Consider the following 21,881-nt stretch of genomic DNA (forward strand, 5'->3'; position numbering starts at 1 on the left):
TTCCCAAAGAGAAAAACATGAAACATCTGGAGAAAAAAGCTGCGGACATGACTGTAAAAGAACTGGCTTCCTATATCGATTATTCCGTCCTGAAACCGGAATTCACCGAAGAGGAAATCATCGCCCTGACCAAAGACGGTGCAGAACTTGGCTGTGCGACAATCTGCATCAATCCGGGTTATATGGAGTTGTGTGCGCCCTATGTAGAAGGAACGGACACCATGCTGTGCCCTGTCTGCGATTTTCCTTTCGGCACCAGCAGTACTGCATCCAAAGTGCAGCAGATCGAGCAGGTTGCAAAATACGATACAGTGAAGGAAGTGGATATTGTGGCCAACTTCGGTGAAATCCGCTCCGGCAACTGGGACAAAGTTCTGGAAGACATCAAAGCCTGTGTCAAGGCAGCTCACAGATATGGCCGGGAAATCAAGGTCATCTTTGAAACGGATGCCCTGAACGAGGAACAGATCCGCAGAATGTGCCAGGTGTGCATGGAAGCCGGTGCCGATTTCGTCAAGACCAGCACAGGATTCCTCACCGGGCATGAAGCTCACGGAGCCACGCCGGAGGTGATCGCCATCATGCAGGAGGAATGCGGTGACAAGTGCAAAGTGAAAGGATCCGGCTGCATCCGGACCCGCGGGCACTTCCTGCAGCTGATTGATATGGGCATTGACCGCATGGGTGTCGGGTACCGCTCCGTGCCGGTTGTACTGGGACTGGATAAAGCGGCTCCCTCCGCTGACAGCTATTGATCAGCAGCCGCCTCTGATTCCCGGCAGAGTATCTGATAACCGTTCCTGGCAGTCAGACACCATGATTCCCTGAATATCCTGACCATCCCCCGGATTCCTGAACTCCCGGGGGATGTTTCTGATTGCAGACAAATGCATAAAACAGGCCGAAGTTTCTTCAGCGGCTTCAGCCTGTCATCATTCTGATGTATGCAGCAGCCACCGGCATCCAAAGGGAAACCCTGAATCGTGGTGCATTCTCAACCGGAATACGCCCTGCCGCAATCCATCGGCAGCCTGGATCACTGCGGTTTTACAGGTCCATCGCTCTTTGTGATGAATCCGATATCGGAAACAGTCTGCCCGGGTTCAATCCGGGTATGGTATGGAGCCGGTTTTATCGTGACTGTATTGTCATTGACCGTGATGCTGCCATTCCAGGACTGGTCAATGGCTGCCTCACCGGTGAAGGGAAAAGACAGAGCCCAGCCGGATACCGGCTGATCGGTGGTGTTGGTCACAGCCAGGCCAAACTGCGTAAAGGTCAGACCTTCTGACTGCCAGGTATTGCCTGGTGTCAGCACAGCCTCCAGTCCGTTTTCACCGGATTGAGAGGCTGTTTCTGCAGAGCTGTTCCGGGGTTCTTCAACTTCGTTGTCTGATTTCTGTTTCTGACCGGATGCAATGGTGTCCTTTCCCGTATATGCCCAACGAAGCCATTGTCCCCATTCGGTGAGATCGGAGAGGGAAGGATGTTCAGGATTGGTGCCGGGCTTGAAAATGGAACTGCTTTCCTCTTTGTCGCTGATGGCCCAGGCTATTCGGGAAATTCCATCCTGATTCAGCAGGCTGATCCACTCCCTGCCGGACTGCGTGTCCAGGGTGCCATTGCCGGAGGCTTCGGTGATGCCGAATTCCGAGACAAACATCGGCAGTTCGGCTTTGCGGGCAGTTTCGAGATCCTTTCGCTGCTGGTCTTTGTGCGTGGCAGCGTAGAAATGGACGGTATACATGGCATTGCCGGCGTTCTCCAGCAGGTCGGCGGCGGCTTCTGTTTCCTGCTGGCACCATTGGGGTGTTCCAACCAGAATCAGTGCCTCCGAGTCATTGCGCCGGATCGCCTGTATGGCTGTTTCGGCGTAGGACTTTACGGATGCCCAGGTGACGTCTGCTCCATTGGGCTCATTGCAGATTTCATAGATGACAGCCGGGTTGCCTGCGTATCTGGCAGACATCTCCCGGAAGAATTCCACTGCCTGCTGCTGGTGCTGGGCGGGGTTGCCATCGGACAGGATATGCCAGTCGATGATGACATACTGCCCGGCAGCCTGTGCAGCCTGGACTCCTTTGTCAATCAGCTCCTTGAGCTGTTCCTGATTTCCACCTGTGCAGTATCCCTGACTGTCTGCTGTATACATGGCCAGGCGGATGACCTGAGAACCCATCTCATCTTTCAGGAACTGAAAGCAGGACTCGTTGACAAATTCCGGTTTCCAGGCGATTCCGAAGGTGCTGTACCCCTGGAGAACAACTGGATTGTTCTGATCGTCCATGAGCTGGTCTCCCTCCACGTGGAGGGCACGAAGACTTTCCGGTTCCTGGCTGCCGGACTCAGAAGCGGGGCTGCTCTGTACGCTGTCCGGGGTCTGTGCAGCGGGACTGGTCCGGGATGTGCAGGCGCTCAGACCGAGAGCAAAGATCAAAGGGATGAAGGAGGGTGACTGTCTCATGGGATCCTTTCTGCGGCGCAGCTGCTGCCGTCCGGATTATTGTATCCGGGTTCTGATGAAATGGAAGACACATCCGCATCAATCTGTGTCTGAAGTGAGTGGAAGCTTCCGGCTGAAAAGTGCTGTGGCAAATCTTCGTGTTACGATGAGACAGAGAAAACGCAGATGAGGAGGGATGTCCATGAAACGCAGTCTGCGGAATGTGGCTCTTTTTGCGATTCTGATTCTGGCTGGATGCAGCGGGGCACAGTCCGCCAAACCCGGACAGAATCCGGAAACACAGACAGATGCAGCAGGAGACGGATACGCCGGAACAGAATCCGGATCGTCCCTGTCAAAAGATGCTGCCGGAGATGCACTGGAGGTGGATGACATTCTCAGCCAGGGACAGGATCTGCTGAATCAGACAGTGACTGTCATCGGGCAGACACCCATGTCCACCATAGGCGATGAGAACGGAGTCCCCATCGGGTTTTATTACCAGCGGGGGAAACCGGCGGATCAGGACCACCGGATCCGGATTGAAATCCCGGCGGATACCCCCGGCAATGCGGTGGTCATGGTTTCCGGGAGAGTGGACCGTGACCAGTCCGGCTATATTCTGCGGGACACCAGCACCGAAGAAGTCCTGGAAGTCTGTGACGAAGCCGGAGGATGCCCGGGCTGAGCCTGATGGAAAACTGGACAATACAGAAAACACCCGGCGAAGGTATGATCCGCCGGGTGTTGTGCTGTCGGGAGACAGCTGGAGCCGCATCCTCAGTCAGCGTAGCCGTACTGAATGGTTTTCGTGTCGCCCACAGCCACCGAGCATGTTTTGCCGCTGTAAGCCTTGTAGGAGATCCAGGTGTATCCGTCTTTTTCGTAGACTTTGCTGTATTTCACGCTGTCTCCCCTGTTGAAGTATTTTCCGCTTTCTTTGGAGCTCAGACCATCGGTTCCGTACCGGATCCGGACTCTGTCCACTGTGAAGTGGAATGTGCCTGATTTCGGAAGAGTGGAGACCGGTTTGTCTGTGGCGCTGCTGTCTGCACCGCTGGGTCCGGTCTGTTCTGCGCTGGTCACATCCAGTGTCCAGATACCGTTTGCGCCCTGCCGGATCACACCGGTAAGCTTCGCGTCACAGCCGCCGAATCCGAAATCTGTGTTCCCGGACAGATACAGGCGTGAAGATGTGTCGCCGGCAGCGGGATACATGACCATGACCTGGTTCCCGTCAGGATCGGTCACAGTTGTCTGTGGCAGAGAGCCCTGTACAACGATGGTCTGTCCGTTGTATTTTGCCGGATTGTTCAGAACCTGTTTGACTGTAAGGACAGCCGGGGCTGTGGTCTGGGCACCTGTATTCTGGGAACCGCTGCTGTCCTGGCTGCCGCTGTTGTCCGCGGGAGCCTGTGCCGGTGCTTCGGCCGCAGGCTGCTGGTTCTGTACTCCTGGGTCTGCGTAAACGGTCCCGCTGTCTGCCGGAGCCTGATCTGCGGCTGCCTGATCCTGGCTTTCCACATCCACGATTTCCAGCGTCAGGGTATTGCTGGTGATTTTGTCCTTTTTGGCCTGAATGGTGTAATTGCCGGCAGTGTCTGCCTTGAACTTCGCATTGCTGCCATCCATGGTGAGAGTTCCGCCGCTGACTTCAAAATCCTGCGAAGTCAGCGAGATTCCTGCCGGTGTGGTTTTGATGGTGATGGAAACCTCTTCACCGGTTTTTGCTGTGTGGAATTCGGAAGTCAGCGCAATGGCTGACAGCGTTGTATTGTCTTTTTCTGTTTCTGCCGGCTTGTCCTGTCCGGGGGTGCAGGCTGTACAGCCTGCAAGGCCGATCATGGCAGAAGCCAGAAGGGCGAATGATATTCGATTCATGGTTAAGGTCCTCCAGCATTATTTTAAGGAAAAGTCCCGCATTTTTCATCCTGCAGGAGTCAATTCGGGAGAATCCGGCACCAGTCGCCGGAAATCTGCGGCAGAAACAGGAGCAAAGCGGATCAATGCAAAAGCTCCCCGACAAATCAGATCGGGGAGCCGGTTCATTTCTTTTTCCCGGTGAACAGGATATAGGCTCCGTAGCAGGCACAGAACACCACGGCCAGAATGAGGCAGATCTTGACGATTCCCTTGAAAATCTTCCAGATGATCGGAAGCAGAATCACAGCGAGAATGATTGCGCCGATGGCGAATACGTAGGCGTATCCCGGCGTCTGACTGTTGTTTTGATTGTTCATACAGCCAGTGTAGCATCTCTTTCTTAAGAAAATCAGAATTCTGCTGTCTGATGCAGAGGTATCCACACTTGAGGTTCCGCAAAAAAGCTCCGGATCACCGGAGCTCTGGTCAACAGTTTTACTGGATGACAGCGAATGATTATTCGACTGCTTTTCCGGTCTCGTTGTCAAATACGTGGATCTTGGCAGGGTTGAAGGAGAGTTCCACCACATCTCCCACCTGGGTTCCGGATTCCGGATCCACCCGGGCAGTCAGCTGTGCCCCGTTGAAATCTGTATACAGATAGATTTCTGCACCCAGGTTCTCCCGGACAGCCACTTTTGCCTTCGCTTTGGAATCTTTGTACAGCTCCAGGTGCTCCGGTGTGTCATACAGATCCTCCGGACGCACGCCAATGGTCACTTCCTTGCCCATGTAGCCGTTGTTCTTCAGCACCTTGCCTTTGGCAGGATCGATCGCGATATCCGTGTCTCCCACCCGGACAGCCACTTTGCCGTTCTTTTCGGTGACCACGCCATCCAGGAAGTTCATCTGGGGAGACCCGATGAAGCCGGCTACGAATTTGTTGGCTGGGTGATCGTACAGGTACTGCGGCGTGTCGATCTGCTGCACTTCGCCGTCGCTCATGACCACGATCCGGTCACCCAGTGTCATGGCCTCGGTCTGGTCGTGGGTTACATAGATCATCGTGGCGCCCAGTCTTTCATGCAGACGGGAGATCTCCACACGCATCTGTCCACGCAGCTTGGCATCCAGGTTGGACAGAGGTTCGTCCAGCAGCAGGACCTTGGGATCCCGCACGATGGCACGGCCCATGGCCACACGCTGTCTCTGACCACCGGACAGAGCCTTGGGCTTGCGGTCCAGCAGTTTTTCCAGATCCAGAGTCCGGGCAGCCTGTGCCACCCGTTTGTCGATTTCATCCTGGGACATCTTGCGGATCTTCAGGGGGAATTCCATGTTTTCCTTCACCGTCATGTGGGGATACAGAGCATAGTTCTGGAAGACCATGGCGATATCCCGGTCCTTGGGTTCCACATCATTGACGCGGTTGCCGTCAATGAGCAGGTCACCGTCGGTGATGTCTTCCAGACCGGCGATCATGCGCATGGTCGTGGACTTTCCGCAGCCGGAAGGTCCGACAAAAATGACAAATTCTCCGTCCTTGACATCCAGATTAAAGTCTTTTACCGCCTGAAAACCATTGGGATAGACTTTTTTGATGTTCTTCAATGTTACTTCTGACATATGATTCTCCTTCACTACCATCGAAAGCATTTCCGGCTTCAGAACATGGCTGAGGTCAATGAAAATGCTTACAACACCATTCCCATTATAGGACAACTTCAGTGTTAATTGCACACAGGTCAGGAATGAAATATCATTTTTTTACAAATTGTGGCAAATTGCGGCATACTGACCCGGAATAATCGGAAGAATCATTGTGTTAAAAGCTATAATGATATAACATATAATCATGAAAACCAGTATCATCACGGATCAGATTACCCAGAATCTGTCCATTGCTTCTCTGACAGCCCGGGACCATGGGCTGAAGCATGTTGAATTGCACGGACTCGACGGGAAAAGCGTGGAATGCCTGAGCGAGGCGGAAGCCAGGGAGGCAAAAGCCTGTCTGGATGAAGCAGGATTGACAGTGGCAAGTCTGGCATCCACGATTTTCTTCATGTGCCCGCTGTACGACGACTATGAGATCTCTCTGTTCAAACCGGAATTCGCGGTATTCCGGGGTAATATCCGGGACCATCTGGATCAGCTGAAACATGTCTGCGATCTGGCGGATATATTCGGATGCAATGTGATCCGGGTCTTTCCTTTCCGCTATCCGGACAATCAGCCAGGGAAACTGGGCGGAACGGAGGAAGACCTGAATCGGATCGCGTCTGTCATGAAAGAAGCAGCGGACATTGCCCGGGATCATGGAAAAATCCTGGCTCTGGAAAACTGCCCGTATTCCCATCTGCCCAAAGGCCGCATGACCCGGGAGATTGTGCGCAGAGTGAATTCCCCTTCACTCAAAATGCTCTGGGACCCGGGCAACAGCTATCGGGCGGAAGTCACACAGGTGCCGGAACAATGGCTGAACACAACACTGGAAGAAGAATTTCAGGAAGTGAAGGACGACATCTGTCATATTCACCTGAAAAACTATCACCTCGATCTGGCGCTGGCAAAGCCTTTTGTCCACACCGGTATGCTGGAGGGGGATATTGATTACATCAGCCTGCTGCCCCGGATCGCCGCACTGGATGTGACCGTTTCCCTGGAACCGGAACTGGATCCGGATACCTGCGTGAAGGAGATCGATGTCCTGTCCGGATGCGTCCGGGACATGAATCTGTAAAGCCTGTGAGCTGTGAGCGGATATGAGGAGGAGACTGCCTCCTCTGTTTTTGTATCTGCAGAAGGAATCACTGTTCTGAAAGATTCTTTCAGAACTGAAAAACGCATTGAAAAAAATCTGAGGCGGTGCTAACTTTTCAGTATTGAGAATCAAGGAAAGAAGGAACAATCATGGATATCCGTTTTGAAGAAGCCGCGTCGCTGAAGGACAAACCCCAGGGACCTCTTGGATTCGGCAAACTCTATACCGACTATATGTATGTGGCGGAATACGATAAAAACAAAGGCGGCTGGTGGGACCAGGCGATTGTCCCCTTCGGACCCATCGAAATGTCTCCGGCCAGCATGGTCCTGCATTACGCCCAGGAAACCTTCGAGGGTCTGAAAGCCTACCGCACCAAAGACGGCGCCATTCAGCTGTTCCGCCCGGAAATGAATGCCAGGCGGTTCATCAACTCCAATGAACGCATGAGCATGCCGGCGGTTCCGGAAGACATGTTTGTGAATGCCGTCCGCGCTCTGGTGGAAAAGGAAGCGGACTGGGTTCCTTCCGGAGATGGAGAATCGCTGTACATTCGCCCCTATATGTTTGCCACTGAGGAAGGCGTGGGCGTGCATCCTTCCGCAAAATACAAATTCATCATCATCGCATCACCCTCCGGCGCTTATTACGCTTCCGGGGTCAATCCGGTGAAAATCTGGGTGGAGGATGAATACATCCGGGCAGCTCCGGGCGGCACCGGGTTCACCAAATGCGGCGGCAACTATGCCGGCAGTCTGAAAGCCCAGGAAAAAGCGGAAGCTGCCGGGTATGATCAGGTGCTGTGGCTGGATGGTGTCAACCGGAAATACGTGGAAGAGGTAGGGTCCATGAACGTAATGTTCCTGATTGACGGCAAAGTCGTGACAGCACCCACCGATGGCACAGTGCTTCCGGGCGTAACCCGGGATTCCATTCTCCATCTGCTCCGGGAATGGGGCTATGAAGTGGAAGAACGGCACATGGCCATTGACGAACTCATGGCAGCAGCCAGAGACGGAAAGCTTCAGGAAGCCTGGGGAACAGGAACGGCAGCTGTCATTTCGCCCATTGGCGAACTGTGCTACAAGGGAGAGAAGCACCAGATCAATGGATTCAAAACCGGAGATCTGACGCAGAAACTCTACGATACGCTCACCGGCATTCAGTGGGGAGAACTGGAAGATCCCTATGGCTGGACACAGACGGTAACGGAAGACTGATTTTCCGGAATGCAGGGGAAGGCTGACAGCAGTCTGTCCTCTCACACAGATACAACCGGAACATGGCAGGATGCAGCACCCCTGAGGCAGGCATCCTGCCATTTTTCATGTCCATGGCAGACAGCAGCCTGATCCCTGTTGACGGCACGAAGGAGGAAAAGGCAGAGCAGTTGCCGGGTTTCACCACTTTCCCGGTTGTGACAGATGCCATGACTTGCTTTATCCACTAAAATTCACAGTATCAGGACCTCTGTGCCTGCCCCCCCCAGGCTGCCGCCGGATGCACTGATTTGCAGACAGAAAGGATGCAGGAAGAAAATGAAGAAAATCTGGGAAGTATACAAGCGGGACCTCGGAAAGCTGAGCCACAACCTGTTTGCGATGATCATCGTCATCGGCATTGTGATCATTCCGGCGCTGTATGCCTGGTTCAACATTCATTCCAACTGGGATCCGTATTCGAATACTCAGGGGATCAGGATCGCAGTAGCCAACAATGATGATGGGGCTTCCCTGGAAGGCCTCAACGTGAATGTCGGCGGCATGATTGTGGACAAACTGACGGAGAACAAGCAGATCGGCTGGCAGTTTGTCAATGAAACCGAAGCGCTGGATGGTGTCAAAAGTGCAGAGTATTATGCGGCAATCATCATCCCGAAGACATTCTCGAAAGACATGCTGTCAATCACCGAACTGGAGCTGAAAAAGCCGCAGATTGACTATTATGTAAATGAGAAGAAAAATGCCATTGCTCCGAAAATCACCAATGCCGGGGTGAATGCCGTGCAGCTGCAGGTGAATGAGACCTTCATTGAAACAGCCAGCTCCGTTCTGTCCACCCTGCTTCAGGATGTGGACGCCGAGCTGGATTCAAAAGAAAGCGAGACTGTGACGAAGGTGACGGCTGCCCTGAATGAAGCCCGGGATTCGCTGGAGGATTACGAGACGCTGCTGTCCATGATCATTTCCAGTACCGGTCAGCTGGATTCGGCTCTGGCTTCCGCCGGCAATCTGATTCCGGATACCGGGGCTGTGTCTTCGGAGATTGATTCAGCCCGGACGGATGTGGCTGATGGATTTGCCACAGCCGATAATACATTCCAGGCGCTTTCCTCCTCTCTGGGTGCTTCACTGGATCACTATGGCACGGAACTGGACAATGCCCGGCAGCAGCTGGACCAGCTGGCTTCTGCTGACAGCGGATCTGCTGACAGGCTGGCTTCCACTGCCATTGGCAAGATGGAGACACTTCAGAGTCTGAACAGCTCGATTCTCTCTGCTCTCCAGAATCTGCAGAATGCGCTGCCGCAGCCGGTTTCTTCACTGGATACCATCATTGCTCATGTGCAGGAAAACGGACAGACGCTCACCGATGCTTCAGCCACCCTGGAAACCATCCGGCAGACTGCGCAGGCAGGGAAGGAGATACCGAAGGATCTTCTGGACAAAGCTTCCCAGAGCCTGCAGAAGGTGACTTCGGTTCATGAATCCATCGTGGATGCCTATGATGGCACACTGATGGCGGATCTCAACGGTCTGCAGGATCAGATCAATGCCAAGCTGGATATGGCCAGCGGTCTGGTACAGGGTGCCAATTCGCTGCAGGGATCAGTTTCCGGTGCTCTGTCTTCCACCAGAAATTCCATTTCCTCCGCCAATGATACCCTGGCCAAATCCAGAGATCTGCTGGTCAAAGCCGGAAAAAAACTGGATGGATACATCAAAGAGATCGAGTCGGTTTCCGGAGATGAGCGTCTGGAGAAACTGTCTCAGCTGCTGGCCAGAGATCCGGCACTGATTTCGGGATTTCTGAAAGAGCCGGTCAGTCTGAGCACACATTCCATCTACCCGATCCGGAATTACGGCTCAGGCATGGCGCCTTTCTACACTGTGCTGGCCATCTGGGTGGGAGCTCTGGTCAATGTAGCCATCGTGAAGACCAAAGTGAAGGATCCGGAGGAGTTCGGGGGACTGACTCCGGCCCAGGCTTATTTCGGCCGGTATCTGCTGTTTGCGACCATCAGCGTGGCGCAGGCACTGGTGATTTCGCTGGGGGATCTGTACATGCTGGGAATTCAGTGTGTGGAGCCGGGACTGTTCGTGCTCATGGCGGTCTGCACTGCACTGACGTATTCGCTGCTCATGTACACCCTGACGGTTTCCTTCGGGGACGTGGGCAAGGCTCTGGCTGTGATTCTGATGGTGGTGCAGGTCGCCGGTTCCGGCGGCACGTTCCCCATCGAGACGCTGCCGCAGCTGTATCAGGATCTGTACCCGTTTTTCCCCTTCAACTTCTCCATCAATGGCATGCGGGAATGCGTAGCCGGGATTTACGGCAATCACTACTGGATGGATCTGCTCAGGCTTTCAGGCTGGGTTCTGGTTTCTCTCTTCATTGGCCTGGGACTGCGCAAACCGCTGATCAGGGTCAAGGACTACATTGAGGAAAAAATCGAGGAGACCGGCATCATTGGATAAACCCAACCTGCCGGATGTTTTGTCCGGACGGAGATCCGGCTGATGATTCCACGAAAAAAGCTCCGGTTCTGCAGCCTGTGTGGCTGTGCAGCCGGAGCTTTGTGTGTTGTGACAGACAGAGAGGACAGGAAAACCGGAGGTTTTCTGCCCGGGCTGATCAGATGATGTAATCGTTGCCGGTCAGTGCCGCGCTTTCGTCCAGCAGCTGCTGCAGCGTGATATTTCCAAGGTACGATTTTACTGTATCGTACAGGCCAGTCCACAGGGACAGCGTGGAACACTGTGACTGCCGGGGGCAGGTATTGACTTCCGAGCGCAGGCAGGTAACCGGTGCCATAGAATCCTCCGTGGCTTCCAGCACTTCCAGCACGGATATGTCCCGGGGCGCTCTGGCAAGACGGTAGCCTCCCTGAAAACCCCGGTTGCTGGTCAGAATCCCGGTGGGATTCAGGGCGATGACGATCTGTTCCAGATACTTCTTGGAAATGTTCTGCCGGGCTGCAATTTCCTTCAGCGCCACATATCCATCCTGCTGGGTCTGAGCCAGGTCCAGGAGCATGCGCAGGGCGTAGCGGCCTTTGGTGGATATTTTCATGAGTCACGACCATCCCGCGGCATGTATTTGCCGATTTCATGCTGAGACCAGAACATCATGATGGCTTCTGCCATGAGAGAAATGCCCACGATCTGCAGAATGAAGGAGGCAGTCTGCACGGGCCGTAGCAGAATCACCGCGCCGGCAGCCAGCAGCACCAGAGCGAGCATCAGCGTCATGGACCAGCCTTCACAGCCGTAATCCCGCAGCTGGAAGGCTTTCTGGATCTGTACCAGAGAGTTCACGATCAGAATGATGGCGCCGGCCACCGGGAAAATGGAAATCAGGCTTTCCGGACTGAACAGAAAGATTCCGCCGAAGATCACAGTCGCAGCACCGGCAGCCAGCCTGGTTCCATTGGCCTGGCCTGACTGCCGTCCGGAAAAGAACAGATACAGCTGAAGAGCACCATAGAGGATGAGGCAGCCTCCCAGGATCCGGGTGGCAGTGATGAGTATACTGGTGGCAAAGAAACAGAGCAGGACGCCGAAGATGAAATACACCAGGGCGAGAAGTCCGGTCTGCTGTGTGCCTGAACTGAACAGTCGTTTCATGGGGTTCCTCCAATCCCTATCAGTATAGTGCACATTGAGCGTCCTGTCCTGACCCAGTGCCTGGAGCTGTCCGCAGACGGTGAAGGACTGGTATAATCGTTGGGAAAGAAAGTGGTGAATACGATGAGAACTGCTGTATTGCTGGATGATGGATTTGAAGAACTGGAAGCCATGGCTCCCATTGCCCTGCTGCGACGGGGTGGAATTGATGTGGATCTGGTTTCTCCGGAGAACGGGGAAACCGAAACCGGACGTTTCGGCGTAACGCTGGGAAAAACCATTCCCATGGAAGATTACGATTTTACACAGGCAGACTGCCTGCTGCTGCCAGGCGGTCCCGGGCACGCACTGCTGGAAAAGAATGAGAAGGTGCGGGAACAGATCCGCCGCTTTGCAGAGGATGATGCCAAAGTCATGGCAGCCATCTGCGCCTCTCCCACGATCCTGGGCCGCATGGGACTGCTGAAGGGAAAAAACTACACCTGCTTCAAGTCCATGAACGAAGATTTCGGCGGTCAGTATCAGGAAGACTACGCCGTGACTGACGGCAACCTTGTGACAGGCAAATCTGCTGCCGGAGCCATTGACTTTGCCTTTGCGGTTATGGAAAAGCTGACAGGCAGGCAGCACACCGATGAGGTGAAGGCTTCGATTTACTATGACTCCGATCGCTGAATTCATTCAGTCCGGAGAGACCGATGCAACAGGCCGTGTCGGGGTGGAGGTCGAGCATTTTCTGCTGGACAGAGCCTCGGGACGGCCTTTGCCGGCTCAGAGTGTGGAACAGATTCTGGAAGAGCTGAAACCGGAGTATGAGCAGGCGTTCCACGAAGACGGTCAGCTGATTGCTCTGCAGAATGACCGGGCACTGATCACCCTGGAACCGGGATCCCAGTTTGAAGTCTCGTTCCTGTATACCGCGGATATGGATCAGCTGGCTGACTGGTACGAAGAGGCAATGGATCCGGTCCGGCGGCTGGCAGCCGGAAGACAGGCGGATGTGGTCTGGTCCGGCGGGCTGCCTTCCGTACCGGCAGATCAGGTCCACCGCATTGCCAAGCACCGGTATCAGTACATGGAAGCCTGGTTCGCACATACAGGGACCAGAGGGCATGAAATGATGAAAGCCACAGCCAGCATTCATGTCTCCATTGACTATGCAGGGGAAGAGGATTTTGTCCGCAAGGTCCGGGCTGCCAATATTCTGCATCCGCTGCTGGCATTCCTGATGTCCAACACCCCGGACTACGCCGGAAGGGAAAACCGGGACATTCTGCTGCGGGATTCCATCTGGTCTCACACCGATCCTGCCAGAACCGGAATCCCTTCCGGTCTGTTTTCGCCTGATTTCGGATATCAGGCTTATGCACACTGGCTGGAGAACATCCCGGTGATCCTGATGATGGATCAGGATGTATTCATTTCTGAACCTGGACTGACCGTGAAGCAGGCCGGTGAGAAATATGGCTGGACCAGAGCGCATATTCAGCATCTGCTGTCCATGGCCTTTCCGGATGTGCGTGTCAAGAATTTCATTGAAATCCGCAGTGCAGATTCCGTGGCACCGCCTTACATCACGGCTTACGCAGCGCTGATCCGGTCTGTGTTCTACAATGAGGATACACTGGACTGGATTCTGTCTCTGACAGATTGCGAGGAGGACATCCGGGAGGCAAAATCGTCATTGCGGATCATTGACTGGCAGGCGCAGGTGTACGGTCAGACTGTGACAGAACTGCTGGATGAACTGGACAGACGCGCACGGGCAGCCATGAACAGAACCGACTTGAAGCATTATGCTGCGCTGCAGAGAAACATTGCCGCCCGCCGGCATATTTATCAGGGCTGAACCCGGTGCCTGACGGATATGCGTGGCCGGGTCGGGCCCGCTGACCGTTGTCAGGAGACAGAAAATGAACAGAGATATTGAAAAGAAATCCAGAGAGTACATTCAGACCCACCGGCTGGAATCCAGAGCCTCGGCTCTGCAGGTGCAGAAACGGATCACGCATTCAGAACTCAATGCAGGGCATACCAACATTACTCATACACTGCATATTCCCAAATACTTCTCTGAACAGGACCGCCGGAATTTTCAGAGAATCGTGCAGACCATGATGCCGGTGTTCTACAAAACCATGGACGCCTACCGGCAGGATCCGCAGGTACGGGCTCTGTTTCCCTTTGACAGGCGCCTGGAAGAACTGATTCAGCTGGAACAGATGACAGCCTATCCCATTCCTGTGGCACGGATTGATGTGTTCTACAATGAGCAGAACGGAGATTTCAAATTCTGCGAGTTCAATACTGACGGCACCAGTGCCATGAACGAAAACAGGCGCCTGACTGAATTTCTCAGTGAAAACAACGTCTTCCAGGCTCTGCACCCGGCGGTGGAGACAGAAGAACTGATGGATTCTCTGATCGATGCCCTGCTGGAAGTCTGGCACAGCGCCACGCGCCATGGCCGCAATCCGGAGGCCAGTCCGGTGATTCTCATCACGGATTTTCTGGACAAGGCTTATCTTTCGGAACTGCACCAGATTGCGCTGCGGATGCAGGAGCGTGGCATTGAGACAGAAGTGGCGGATATCCGGAATCTGATCTTCGAGGATGGAAAACTGAAGTCAGTCAGGACGGGAAGAGCCTTTGATCTTGTGTACCGCCGGGCTGTGACCAGAGACATCATGGAAGGATATGACCAGGTTCAGCCCTTTCTGGAAGCCATGCGGCAGAAAGCAGTGATCATGGCCGGACCGCTGGCCACGCAGATCATTCATCACAAAGCCATCAACATGGCACTGCTGAACCCGGTTCTGCAGAAGTATTTCACAGAAGAAGAGCGGCAGTTTCTGAACAGGCATCTGCCGGTGACATACCGCCTGACCAGGGAGAAAGCGGAAGAAATACTGGCAGATGACAAAAACAGATGGATCCTGAAACCGGAGGATTCCTATGCCGCCAAAGGGGTCTTCTGCGGTCTGGACCTGCACCAGGGACAGTGGGAGAAGGAAGTGAGAAACTTCACCGGCCGGCATTATCTGGTGCAGGAATATGTAACGCCGTACATGTCGGAGAATGTGGACCTGCTGGTCAGCGATGATTTCCGGCTGTATGCGAACATGACCGGTCTGTATGTCTACAACGGCGAATTTGCCGGAGTGTATTCCCGCCTGGCAGATGGCCGTGTGGTGAGCACCCAGTACAACGAAAAAGCCATTCCGACTCTGTACGTCAAAGACAGTCGGGATCAGCCGCCTGTTTGATGGCAGGCAGCTGATATGAGAAAAACCACCTGCGTTCAAAGACAGGTGGTTTTTTTGCAGTGTACCGGCTTAACGGGCAAGAAATTCTCTGACCTTCCGGCCGTCCCGCAGACCGTTTTCATACATTGCCTGCAGTTTCCGGACATCCCGGGTGAGCGTTTTCAGACCACAGTCGCTTTCCGGAGCCAGAATCAGCAGCTTGCCCTGCTGTTCCAGTTCCAGAGCCCGGTCAAGCGCCAGATTGTAGCGTTCTGCCCGGTGTTTCAGGGCTTCCGCGACTTTCGGATACCGGGCTGACAAAACCCTTGCATACCGCCGGTCATGATCATCTGTCCGTCTGAAATCCACAGGATGGGTGAGAATCAGCACAATTTTCCCGGCACCCATGGCCAGCGCCTTTTCCAGTGGGACGGGATCGGAAATGCCGCCGTCAAACTGCTCCATTCCCTGCATCCGGTGAGGATGACAGGCAAAGGGCAGCGTGCAGGAGCATTTGATAAGCTCATAGTCGTCCTGACTGTACCGGCTTTTGTGCCAGTACGCCGGACAGCCGGTCAGGGCGTTGGTGGTCACCGTGATGAGATCCATGGGATTGCGGCAGATGACCGAATAATCCAGCGGATATTCTCCATCCGTGTTGGACAAGGTGGAGTAGATATAGTCCAGATCCAGAAATCCTTTTTTCTGCAGCACATTCCGGAGACTCATATACTCCCGGCGCTGAGAATAATCCCGGTAGTAGACCAGGTTTCTTCCTCTCTGCCTTGCCAGGAAGCTGCACAGATTGGCAGCCCCGGCAGAGATGCCGATTCCGAAATCAAAGGCAATGCCTTCCTCCATCAGTGTGTCGAAGACGCCGGCTCCGTAGATGTCCCGAAGGCCGCCGCCCACATCAATGACACAGGTCCGGTGGTTATTTTCCTGCGGCATCCTGGGACCGGGAAGCAAGATCGTCCGCCAGTTCCGTGAATTCATTTTCAGGCTCCGCCGCTTCTTCCTTGTTGATCCAGCCGAACTTGTCAAAGACATAGAACAGCAGAGACAGTCCCATGGCCACCAGGGCAGCCAGAATCATGCCGGACAGGGAAACCGATCCCAGAGTCAGCGTGATGCCGGAGAGACCGGTGACGAAGACAACGGAAGTCAGCACCATGTTCATGGAATTGCCGAAATCCACTTTTTCGTCGATCAGGATCCGCAGACCGGAAACGCCGATCATGCCATACAGCAAGAAGGAGATTCCGCCGATGACCGCATTGGGAATGGTCTGAATCAGTGCGGACAGCGGACCGATGAAGGCGCAGATGATGGAGATGATGGCAGCGCCGGCGATAACCTGTACAGAGTACACACCAGTCAGCGCCATCACGCCGATGTTTTCACCATAGGTGGTTGTGGGAACCGATCCCAGGAAACCGGAGATCATTGTGGAGAAGTTGTCGGCAAACAGCGTTTTGTCCAGACCGGGTTTCCGGATCAGGTCGCGCCCTACGATCTGACTGGTGACGATCTGATGACCAATGTGCTCGGATGCAATGACAAGCAGGACCGGCAGCATCATGAGCACGGCATTGATGTCGAATTTCGGGAAGGTGAAATCCGGTATCTGGAAGAAGCTGACGTTCTGGAATGCGGAGAAATCCACCACTCCAAAACACAGCGCCGTTGCATAGCCGGCAATCACGGCAACCAGAATAGGAATGACAGCCAGAAATTTGCGGAAGCAGACAGATCCGATCACGGCAACAGCCAGTGTCACCAGGAATACCGTCACATTGACGGGATCCACACTTTCACCCAGCAGTCCCGCGGTGCTGGCGGCAGAACCTGCCAGTTCCAGACCGATCAGCGCCACGACCGGTGCCATGGCAGCGGGAGGCAGTACGATGGAAATCCATTCTGTGCCGAACTTTTTGATGATGAAAGACAGCAGACAGCCAAAGAAGCCGACGGCAATGAAACCGCCCAGGGCGTATTCATAGCCAAAGGATGCGATGATGGCATTGCCGGGTGCCAGAAAAGCAAAGCTGGAACCCAGGTAGGCCGGTGCCTGTCCTTTGGTGATGAAGATGAACAGCAGCGTGCCGATGCCGTTCATGAGCAGGACGATGGCGGGGTTGATGCCAAAGAGGAACGGCACCAGAACAGTGGCGCCAAACATTGCAAACAGGTGCTGGATGCTCAGAGGCAGCAGCATGCGGGAGGGGACTTTTTCGTCCACCTGGTAGATTTTTTTCGCCATAAAACCTCTCACTTTCTGATTTTCCGCTCAATTATACAGGATTGTGGAAACCGGCGAAATGCTTTCCCATGGTTTTGCGTCATTTCAATGACACTTTATGACATGGAAGAGGTTTCTGCCGCCTGCCTGCTGCAGATTGATGAAGATACAGGAGATGGTTTCTGCCCCGAAAAACGTAATTTCAGGAAGATTTTTCCTGGTTTCAACCCCAAAAACAAAAAAAGCCTTTATGCCAAGGCTCTGTATGCATATGGTGGAGCGTACGGGGTTTGAACCCGTGACCTCTAACATGCGAAGCTAGCGCTCTCCCAGCTGAGCTAACACCCCATTACATTGGAAAGGATACCAAATCGGCGTTCAATAATCAAACAAACCGATGAAAAACGTCACTTTCTGAAACCGGTTTCTGCTTCCGGCACTCTGCCCGGACAGTGGAAAGGTTCAGGTGCTACAATTGTAGACTGTCAGGAGATTGATATGAAAAACATACTGAATGGTTTGAAGGCTGCAGCTGCCAGATACAACAGCACAAGCCTGATTCTGCGGATACTCATCGGTCTTGTCATCGGTGTGATCCTTGCCCTGCTGCTGCCCGGATGGACCTGGATTGGAGAAATGGGCAATCTCTTCGTCGGCGCACTGAAAGCCGTGGCACCGGTCCTGGTCTTTGTCCTTGTCTCCAGTGCCCTTGCCCAGAACGGACAGAGCCTGGACAAACGGTTCGGCACGGTCATTGGCCTCTATATGCTGACCACATTCCTTGCCGCTGTGCTCGCCGTGGTGATGAGCTTCCTGTTCCCGCAGCAACTTGTGCTGGCGGATGCAGCCACAGCGGATACAGTCCCGCAGGGACTGGGAGAAGTCGTTCATACACTGCTCATGAACGTTGTTGCAAATCCGCTGGAAGCCGTGGCATCCGCCAACTACATCGGGATTCTGATGTGGGCGATCCTCTTCGGATTCGCGATGAAAGCCGTGGCATCCGATTCAGCCAGAGCCTTCATGGGAAATGTGGCTGATGCGGTGAGCATGATCGTCCGCTGGATCATCAATCTGGCTCCTTTCGGGATCCTGGGCCTGATTTTCACTACAGTGACCACCAGCGGTCTGAGCATTTTCACCGACTATGGCAAGCTTCTTCTGCTGCTGGTTTCCACAATGCTGATCATGGCCCTGGTGGTTTCACCGCTGGTGATCTTCTGCTGTCTTCGTGTGAATCCCTATCCGCTGGTCCTGCGCTGCCTGCGGGAATCCGGAATACCGGCATTCTTTACCCGCAGTTCTGCAGCCAACATCCCGGTGAACATGGAGCTCTGTGACAAAATGGGACTGGACCGGAATTTCTATTCAGTATCCATTCCCCTTGGTTCCACCATCAACATGGACGGTGCAGCAATCACGATCACCATCATGACACTGGCTGCGGCTCACACGCTGGGTGTTGAAGTCTCCATTCCGGCTGCCATCATTCTTTCTGTTCTTTCTGCCCTGGCTGCCTGCGGGGCATCCGGCGTAGCCGGCGGAAGCCTGCTGCTCATCCCCATGGCCTGTTCGCTGTTTGGAATCAGCCAGGATGTGGCCATGCAGGTCGTGGCTGTGGGATTCATCATCGGTGTGGTTCAGGATTCTGTGGAAACGGCGCTGAACTCCGCAGGAGATGCAGCCTTTACAGCCACTGCAGAGTTTATGCAGTGGAGACGGGAAGGCAAACCGCTGCCTGCCTTTCTGACCCGCAGACACAAGGCTTCCAAGGAACATAAGTAAACGGGACAGATCTGTGCATGACGTCTTCCATATGGAAGACGTTTTCTGTTTGGATGGAGGATACAGAGTCAGGAAGTCTGTGGACTCCCGGACCGGTTTGTTTCTGCTGCCGGAAGATAAAAAGAAAACCCTCCGATACCGAAGGGTTTAAGGACAATGGCGTCGTCAAGAGGATTCGAACCTCCGACCTGCCGCTTAGGAGGCGGCTGCTCTGTCCAGCTGAGCTATGACGACATACGGGGATATTATGGCATTTTGCGGCTGCTTTGGCAAGAAATGGCAACGGCAGCCAGCTGGATCAGCAGCCACAGACCGGAAAAAGAAAAAGGAGCTTTGCAGCTCCTGACTGTTCAATGGCGCGCTCGACAGGGCTCGAACCTGCGACCCTCAGAATCGGAATCTGATACTCTATCCAGCTGAGCTACGAGCGCAACAACACAGTTATTCTATCAATTCCACTCCCGGAATGCAAGTGTCTGATGACAATCAATGTTTTATCCACTGCACTGCACAATGAAAGCGATAACACGAATTAACAGGACGATTCTGAAGTTCCTTCGACCTTTTTCCTGAAAACAGAATGAAAAAATGTAATGTAACCGGGAGTAAGCGGCTTGCGATGCGGGTTTAACAGAGTTAAAATTTTGCCGAAAGTTGTGGAAAAGAGAGGTTTGATTATGGATACATATCCAGATATGGTGAGTTTTTCTATCCTGAAGAACGCGCGTCAGGCAAAAGACCTGGCATACAAGGCATTGAAGAAGGCAAAGGACGGAGAACTGGAAGAAGCCAGACGCCTCCTTTCCATCAGCGATGCCGCGTGCTCGGCTGCGCAGCAGGCGGAGTCTGAACTGCTGACCTTTGATATGACAGGTCGCGAACATGTTCGAGAACACTCCCGCGATCACCTGATGTCGTCCATCCTGGCGACAGAGCTGGTGCACGAGATGGTCGAGAAGTATCATTCTGAAAACGACTGAAATCCGGAAAAAGGTGGCGCAGGCCGCTTTTTTTCGTGGTTCAGTGACAGCGGATTCTGTCGCTTGCTGTCAGACCGGCCTGTTTTTTTTTGAGCGGGGAGTACTGTTGCGGATCACCAGTTGGTTTTACAATAGGGACAGAACACGCAGTAAACCGCATACAAGGGGGTACGAATATATGCAAAGATTTCCGGCAGGTTTTTTATGGGGAGCCTCCACTGCCGCCAACCAGTATGAAGGGGGCTGGAATGAAGGCGGACGGGGCATGGCACTCACCGATGTCATGACAGCCGGCCAGCGGGACCGCAGAATCACCTGGATCGACAAATTCGGCAGTCCGCATGCTTCTCAGGCCATTGGCTTCACACTTCCCGCAGACGCACAGTACGCAGTGCTGGAGGACTATGACTATCCCAACCATCAGGGAAGCGATTTTTATCATCACTGGCGGGAAGACATCGAACTGTTTGAACAGATGGGGTTCAGGGCTTTCCTGCTGACGATTTCCTGGTCGCGGCTGTTTCCCCACGGGATTGAAGATGAACCCAATCCCGATGGCATCGCGTTCTACCGGCAGATTTTTGAAGAACTGCGGCAGCGGGGAATCGAGCCCATGGTCACCCTGTGGCACGGAGACACACCGCTGTATCTGGAAGAAAAACTGGGTGGCTGGAGCAGCCGGGAAACGGTCCGCCTGTTCGTCAAATACGCAGAGACCTGTTTCCGGTCCTTCAGGGGACTCGTGAAATACTGGATGACGTTCTCCGAAATCAACAGCCTGATTGCCCAGATCGATCTGGATCCGGAAAAGTATTCACCGGAAATCTGGCAGGCTGCCTATCAGCAGACACATTTCATGCTGGTGGCCAGTGCCATGGCCGTGCAGATCGGACATGAAATCGATCCGGAAAACAGAATCGGCGGGATCATCATGGCGGAAACAGTCTATTCCGCCAGCCCGGACCCGGTTGATGTGCAGACCATGCTGTCTTCCTGGGAGCGCAATGTGTATTACGCCGGAGATGTCATGGTCAAGGGCACCTACCCGCTGTTTGCGCCCAAACACTGGAAAGCGCACAAAATCGTGCTGGACATCACGGATGAGGAGCGGGAAATCCTGAAGAACGGCACCATTGATTTCTACGCCTTCACGTACTACAACAGTCAGATCGCTGACCGGGAACACGGCAGGGAAGCAGGAGACAATCCCGCACTGAAAGAGGACAGCTGGGGAAATGTGTACGATCCTCAGGGACTGCGGATTTTCATGAATATCATTCACGACCGATACGGGCTCCCGGTATTTGTGGTGGAAAACGGTCTGGGAACCCAGGATGTCCTGGACGAGGAACGGATTCACGACCCCTACCGCATCAGATTCCTCAAGGAGCACATCAATCAGGTGGCCCTGGCGGTACAGGACGGAGTGCCTGTGCTGGGGTATCTCGTCTGGAGCGCTGCGGATCTTGTTTCCAACGCCACCGGAGAGCGCTCCAAGCGTTATGGCTTGATTCATGTGGACATGAAAGATGGCGGCAGACGGCGTCCCAAGGACAGTTTCTACTGGTACAGGGATGTCATTTCTTCCAACGGGGAAAAGCTGGAAGAAGATTCCGCGGAGGATTCCCCGGAGTAGACAGGGATATGCGAAAAACAGGCATACGTTCCTGCATGCGGGCTGACTTGCGAAAGCCGGCTGCCGGGACAGATGC

At 53.9% G+C, this 21,881-nt stretch carries 20 protein-coding genes and 3 tRNA genes; 12 read left to right on the forward strand and 11 right to left on the reverse strand.

Annotated features, from left to right (window positions below):
- Positions 1–17 precede the first annotated feature (17 nt).
- On the forward strand, positions 18–755 hold the full coding sequence (gene deoC, locus QZ305_RS01475) for a deoxyribose-phosphate aldolase (protein WP_294729722.1): 738 nt from the start codon (positions 18–20) through the stop codon (positions 753–755).
- Between the two features lie 281 nt (positions 756–1,036).
- Here the strand turns inward: deoC and QZ305_RS01480 are convergent, their stop codons facing one another.
- Positions 1,037–2,464 carry a cellulase family glycosylhydrolase gene (locus tag QZ305_RS01480; protein ID WP_294729723.1) on the reverse strand — a complete coding sequence of 476 codons (1,428 nt, stop codon included), beginning with the start codon at positions 2,462–2,464 and terminating at the stop codon, positions 1,037–1,039.
- A 181-nt stretch (positions 2,465–2,645) separates the two neighbouring features.
- Between QZ305_RS01480 and QZ305_RS01485 the strand changes: the two genes are divergently transcribed.
- Positions 2,646–3,131, forward strand: coding sequence for a hypothetical protein (locus QZ305_RS01485; protein ID WP_294729724.1), 486 nt, complete (start codon positions 2,646–2,648; stop codon positions 3,129–3,131).
- Between the two features lie 92 nt (positions 3,132–3,223).
- On the opposite strand, the gene QZ305_RS01490 is transcribed toward QZ305_RS01485, so the two are convergent.
- The 3 genes from QZ305_RS01490 to QZ305_RS01500 form a co-directional block, all read right to left on the reverse strand.
- Entirely contained in the window at positions 3,224–4,324 is a 1,101-nt protein-coding gene (locus QZ305_RS01490; RefSeq protein WP_294729725.1) for an SH3 domain-containing protein, read from the reverse strand.
- Positions 4,325–4,488: 164 nt separating this feature from the next.
- A complete protein-coding gene (locus QZ305_RS01495; RefSeq protein ID WP_294729726.1) occupies positions 4,489–4,683 on the reverse strand; it encodes a hypothetical protein in 195 nt (64 codons plus the stop codon).
- A gap of 139 nt (positions 4,684–4,822) precedes the next feature.
- Complete coding sequence (locus QZ305_RS01500) at positions 4,823–5,932, reverse strand: ABC transporter ATP-binding protein (protein WP_294729727.1); 1,110 nt, start codon at positions 5,930–5,932, stop codon at positions 4,823–4,825.
- 229 nt (positions 5,933–6,161) lie between these two features.
- Between QZ305_RS01500 and QZ305_RS01505 the strand changes: the two genes are divergently transcribed.
- From QZ305_RS01505 to QZ305_RS01515, 3 genes are all read left to right on the forward strand, one after another.
- Entirely contained in the window at positions 6,162–7,049 is an 888-nt protein-coding gene (locus QZ305_RS01505; protein ID WP_294729728.1) for a sugar phosphate isomerase/epimerase, read from the forward strand.
- A 170-nt stretch (positions 7,050–7,219) separates the two neighbouring features.
- Complete coding sequence (locus tag QZ305_RS01510) at positions 7,220–8,290, forward strand: branched-chain amino acid aminotransferase (protein WP_294729729.1); 1,071 nt, start codon at positions 7,220–7,222, stop codon at positions 8,288–8,290.
- Positions 8,291–8,608: 318 nt separating this feature from the next.
- Positions 8,609–10,768 (forward strand): YhgE/Pip domain-containing protein, encoded by a 2,160-nt coding sequence (locus QZ305_RS01515; protein ID WP_294729730.1) that lies wholly within the window; start codon positions 8,609–8,611, stop codon positions 10,766–10,768.
- A 157-nt stretch (positions 10,769–10,925) separates the two neighbouring features.
- Here the strand turns inward: QZ305_RS01515 and QZ305_RS01520 are convergent, their stop codons facing one another.
- Positions 10,926–11,363, reverse strand: a complete 438-nt coding sequence (locus QZ305_RS01520) for an Rrf2 family transcriptional regulator (RefSeq protein WP_294729731.1) — start codon at positions 11,361–11,363, stop codon at positions 10,926–10,928.
- A complete protein-coding gene (locus QZ305_RS01525) occupies positions 11,360–11,917 on the reverse strand; it encodes an HdeD family acid-resistance protein (RefSeq protein ID WP_294729732.1) in 558 nt (185 codons plus the stop codon). The genes QZ305_RS01520 and QZ305_RS01525 overlap by 4 nt, the downstream gene beginning before the upstream one ends.
- A gap of 123 nt (positions 11,918–12,040) precedes the next feature.
- Between QZ305_RS01525 and QZ305_RS01530 the strand changes: the two genes are divergently transcribed.
- The 3 genes from QZ305_RS01530 to QZ305_RS01540 all read left to right on the forward strand — a co-directional run bounded on the left by QZ305_RS01530 (position 12,041) and on the right by QZ305_RS01540 (position 15,183).
- On the forward strand, positions 12,041–12,592 hold the full coding sequence (locus tag QZ305_RS01530) for a DJ-1/PfpI family protein (protein ID WP_294729733.1): 552 nt from the start codon (positions 12,041–12,043) through the stop codon (positions 12,590–12,592).
- The gene (locus QZ305_RS01535; RefSeq protein WP_294729734.1) at positions 12,576–13,766 is read left to right on the forward strand and encodes a glutamate-cysteine ligase family protein; all 1,191 of its coding nucleotides are present in this window, start codon (positions 12,576–12,578) and stop codon (positions 13,764–13,766) included. The genes QZ305_RS01530 and QZ305_RS01535 overlap by 17 nt, the downstream gene beginning before the upstream one ends.
- A gap of 64 nt (positions 13,767–13,830) precedes the next feature.
- Positions 13,831–15,183, forward strand: coding sequence for a hypothetical protein (locus QZ305_RS01540; RefSeq protein ID WP_294729735.1), 1,353 nt, complete (start codon positions 13,831–13,833; stop codon positions 15,181–15,183).
- 69 nt (positions 15,184–15,252) lie between these two features.
- Here the strand turns inward: QZ305_RS01540 and QZ305_RS01545 are convergent, their stop codons facing one another.
- Together QZ305_RS01545 and uraA are read right to left on the reverse strand one after the other, a co-directional pair.
- Positions 15,253–16,113, reverse strand: a complete 861-nt coding sequence (locus tag QZ305_RS01545; RefSeq protein WP_294729736.1) for a patatin family protein — start codon at positions 16,111–16,113, stop codon at positions 15,253–15,255.
- On the reverse strand, positions 16,097–17,425 hold the full coding sequence (gene uraA, locus QZ305_RS01550) for a uracil permease (RefSeq protein ID WP_294729737.1): 1,329 nt from the start codon (positions 17,423–17,425) through the stop codon (positions 16,097–16,099). The genes QZ305_RS01545 and uraA overlap by 17 nt, the downstream gene beginning before the upstream one ends.
- Positions 17,426–17,527: 102 nt before the next feature.
- Here uraA and QZ305_RS01555 point away from each other — a divergent pair, with 102 nt between their 5' ends.
- Complete coding sequence (locus tag QZ305_RS01555; protein WP_294729738.1) at positions 17,528–17,698, forward strand: hypothetical protein; 171 nt, start codon at positions 17,528–17,530, stop codon at positions 17,696–17,698.
- On the opposite strand, the gene QZ305_RS01560 is transcribed toward QZ305_RS01555, so the two are convergent.
- Positions 17,677–17,752: transfer RNA gene (locus tag QZ305_RS01560), tRNA-Ala, on the reverse strand. The two genes, QZ305_RS01555 and QZ305_RS01560, sit on opposite strands and share 22 nt — an antisense overlap.
- Positions 17,753–17,902: 150 nt before the next feature.
- Between QZ305_RS01560 and sstT the strand changes: the two genes are divergently transcribed.
- Positions 17,903–19,189 (forward strand): serine/threonine transporter SstT, encoded by a 1,287-nt coding sequence (gene sstT, locus QZ305_RS01565; RefSeq protein ID WP_294729739.1) that lies wholly within the window; start codon positions 17,903–17,905, stop codon positions 19,187–19,189.
- A gap of 157 nt (positions 19,190–19,346) precedes the next feature.
- Here the strand turns inward: sstT and QZ305_RS01570 are convergent.
- Positions 19,347–19,423, reverse strand: a tRNA-Arg gene (locus QZ305_RS01570).
- A 120-nt stretch (positions 19,424–19,543) separates the two neighbouring features.
- A tRNA-Arg gene (locus tag QZ305_RS01575) sits at positions 19,544–19,620 on the reverse strand.
- A gap of 246 nt (positions 19,621–19,866) precedes the next feature.
- Here QZ305_RS01575 and QZ305_RS01580 point away from each other — a divergent pair.
- A complete protein-coding gene (locus tag QZ305_RS01580) occupies positions 19,867–20,169 on the forward strand; it encodes a PTS lactose/cellobiose transporter subunit IIA (RefSeq protein WP_294729740.1) in 303 nt (100 codons plus the stop codon).
- 178 nt (positions 20,170–20,347) lie between these two features.
- Positions 20,348–21,805: a glycoside hydrolase family 1 protein gene (locus tag QZ305_RS01585; RefSeq protein WP_294729741.1), complete on the forward strand. Its 1,458-nt coding sequence runs from the start codon at positions 20,348–20,350 to the stop codon at positions 21,803–21,805.
- Positions 21,806–21,881 lie beyond the last annotated feature (76 nt).

Origin of the sequence: uncultured Faecalibaculum sp. (genome assembly GCF_910588395.1) — a bacterium.
GTDB lineage: Bacteria > Bacillota_I > Bacilli_A > Erysipelotrichales > Erysipelotrichaceae > Faecalibaculum.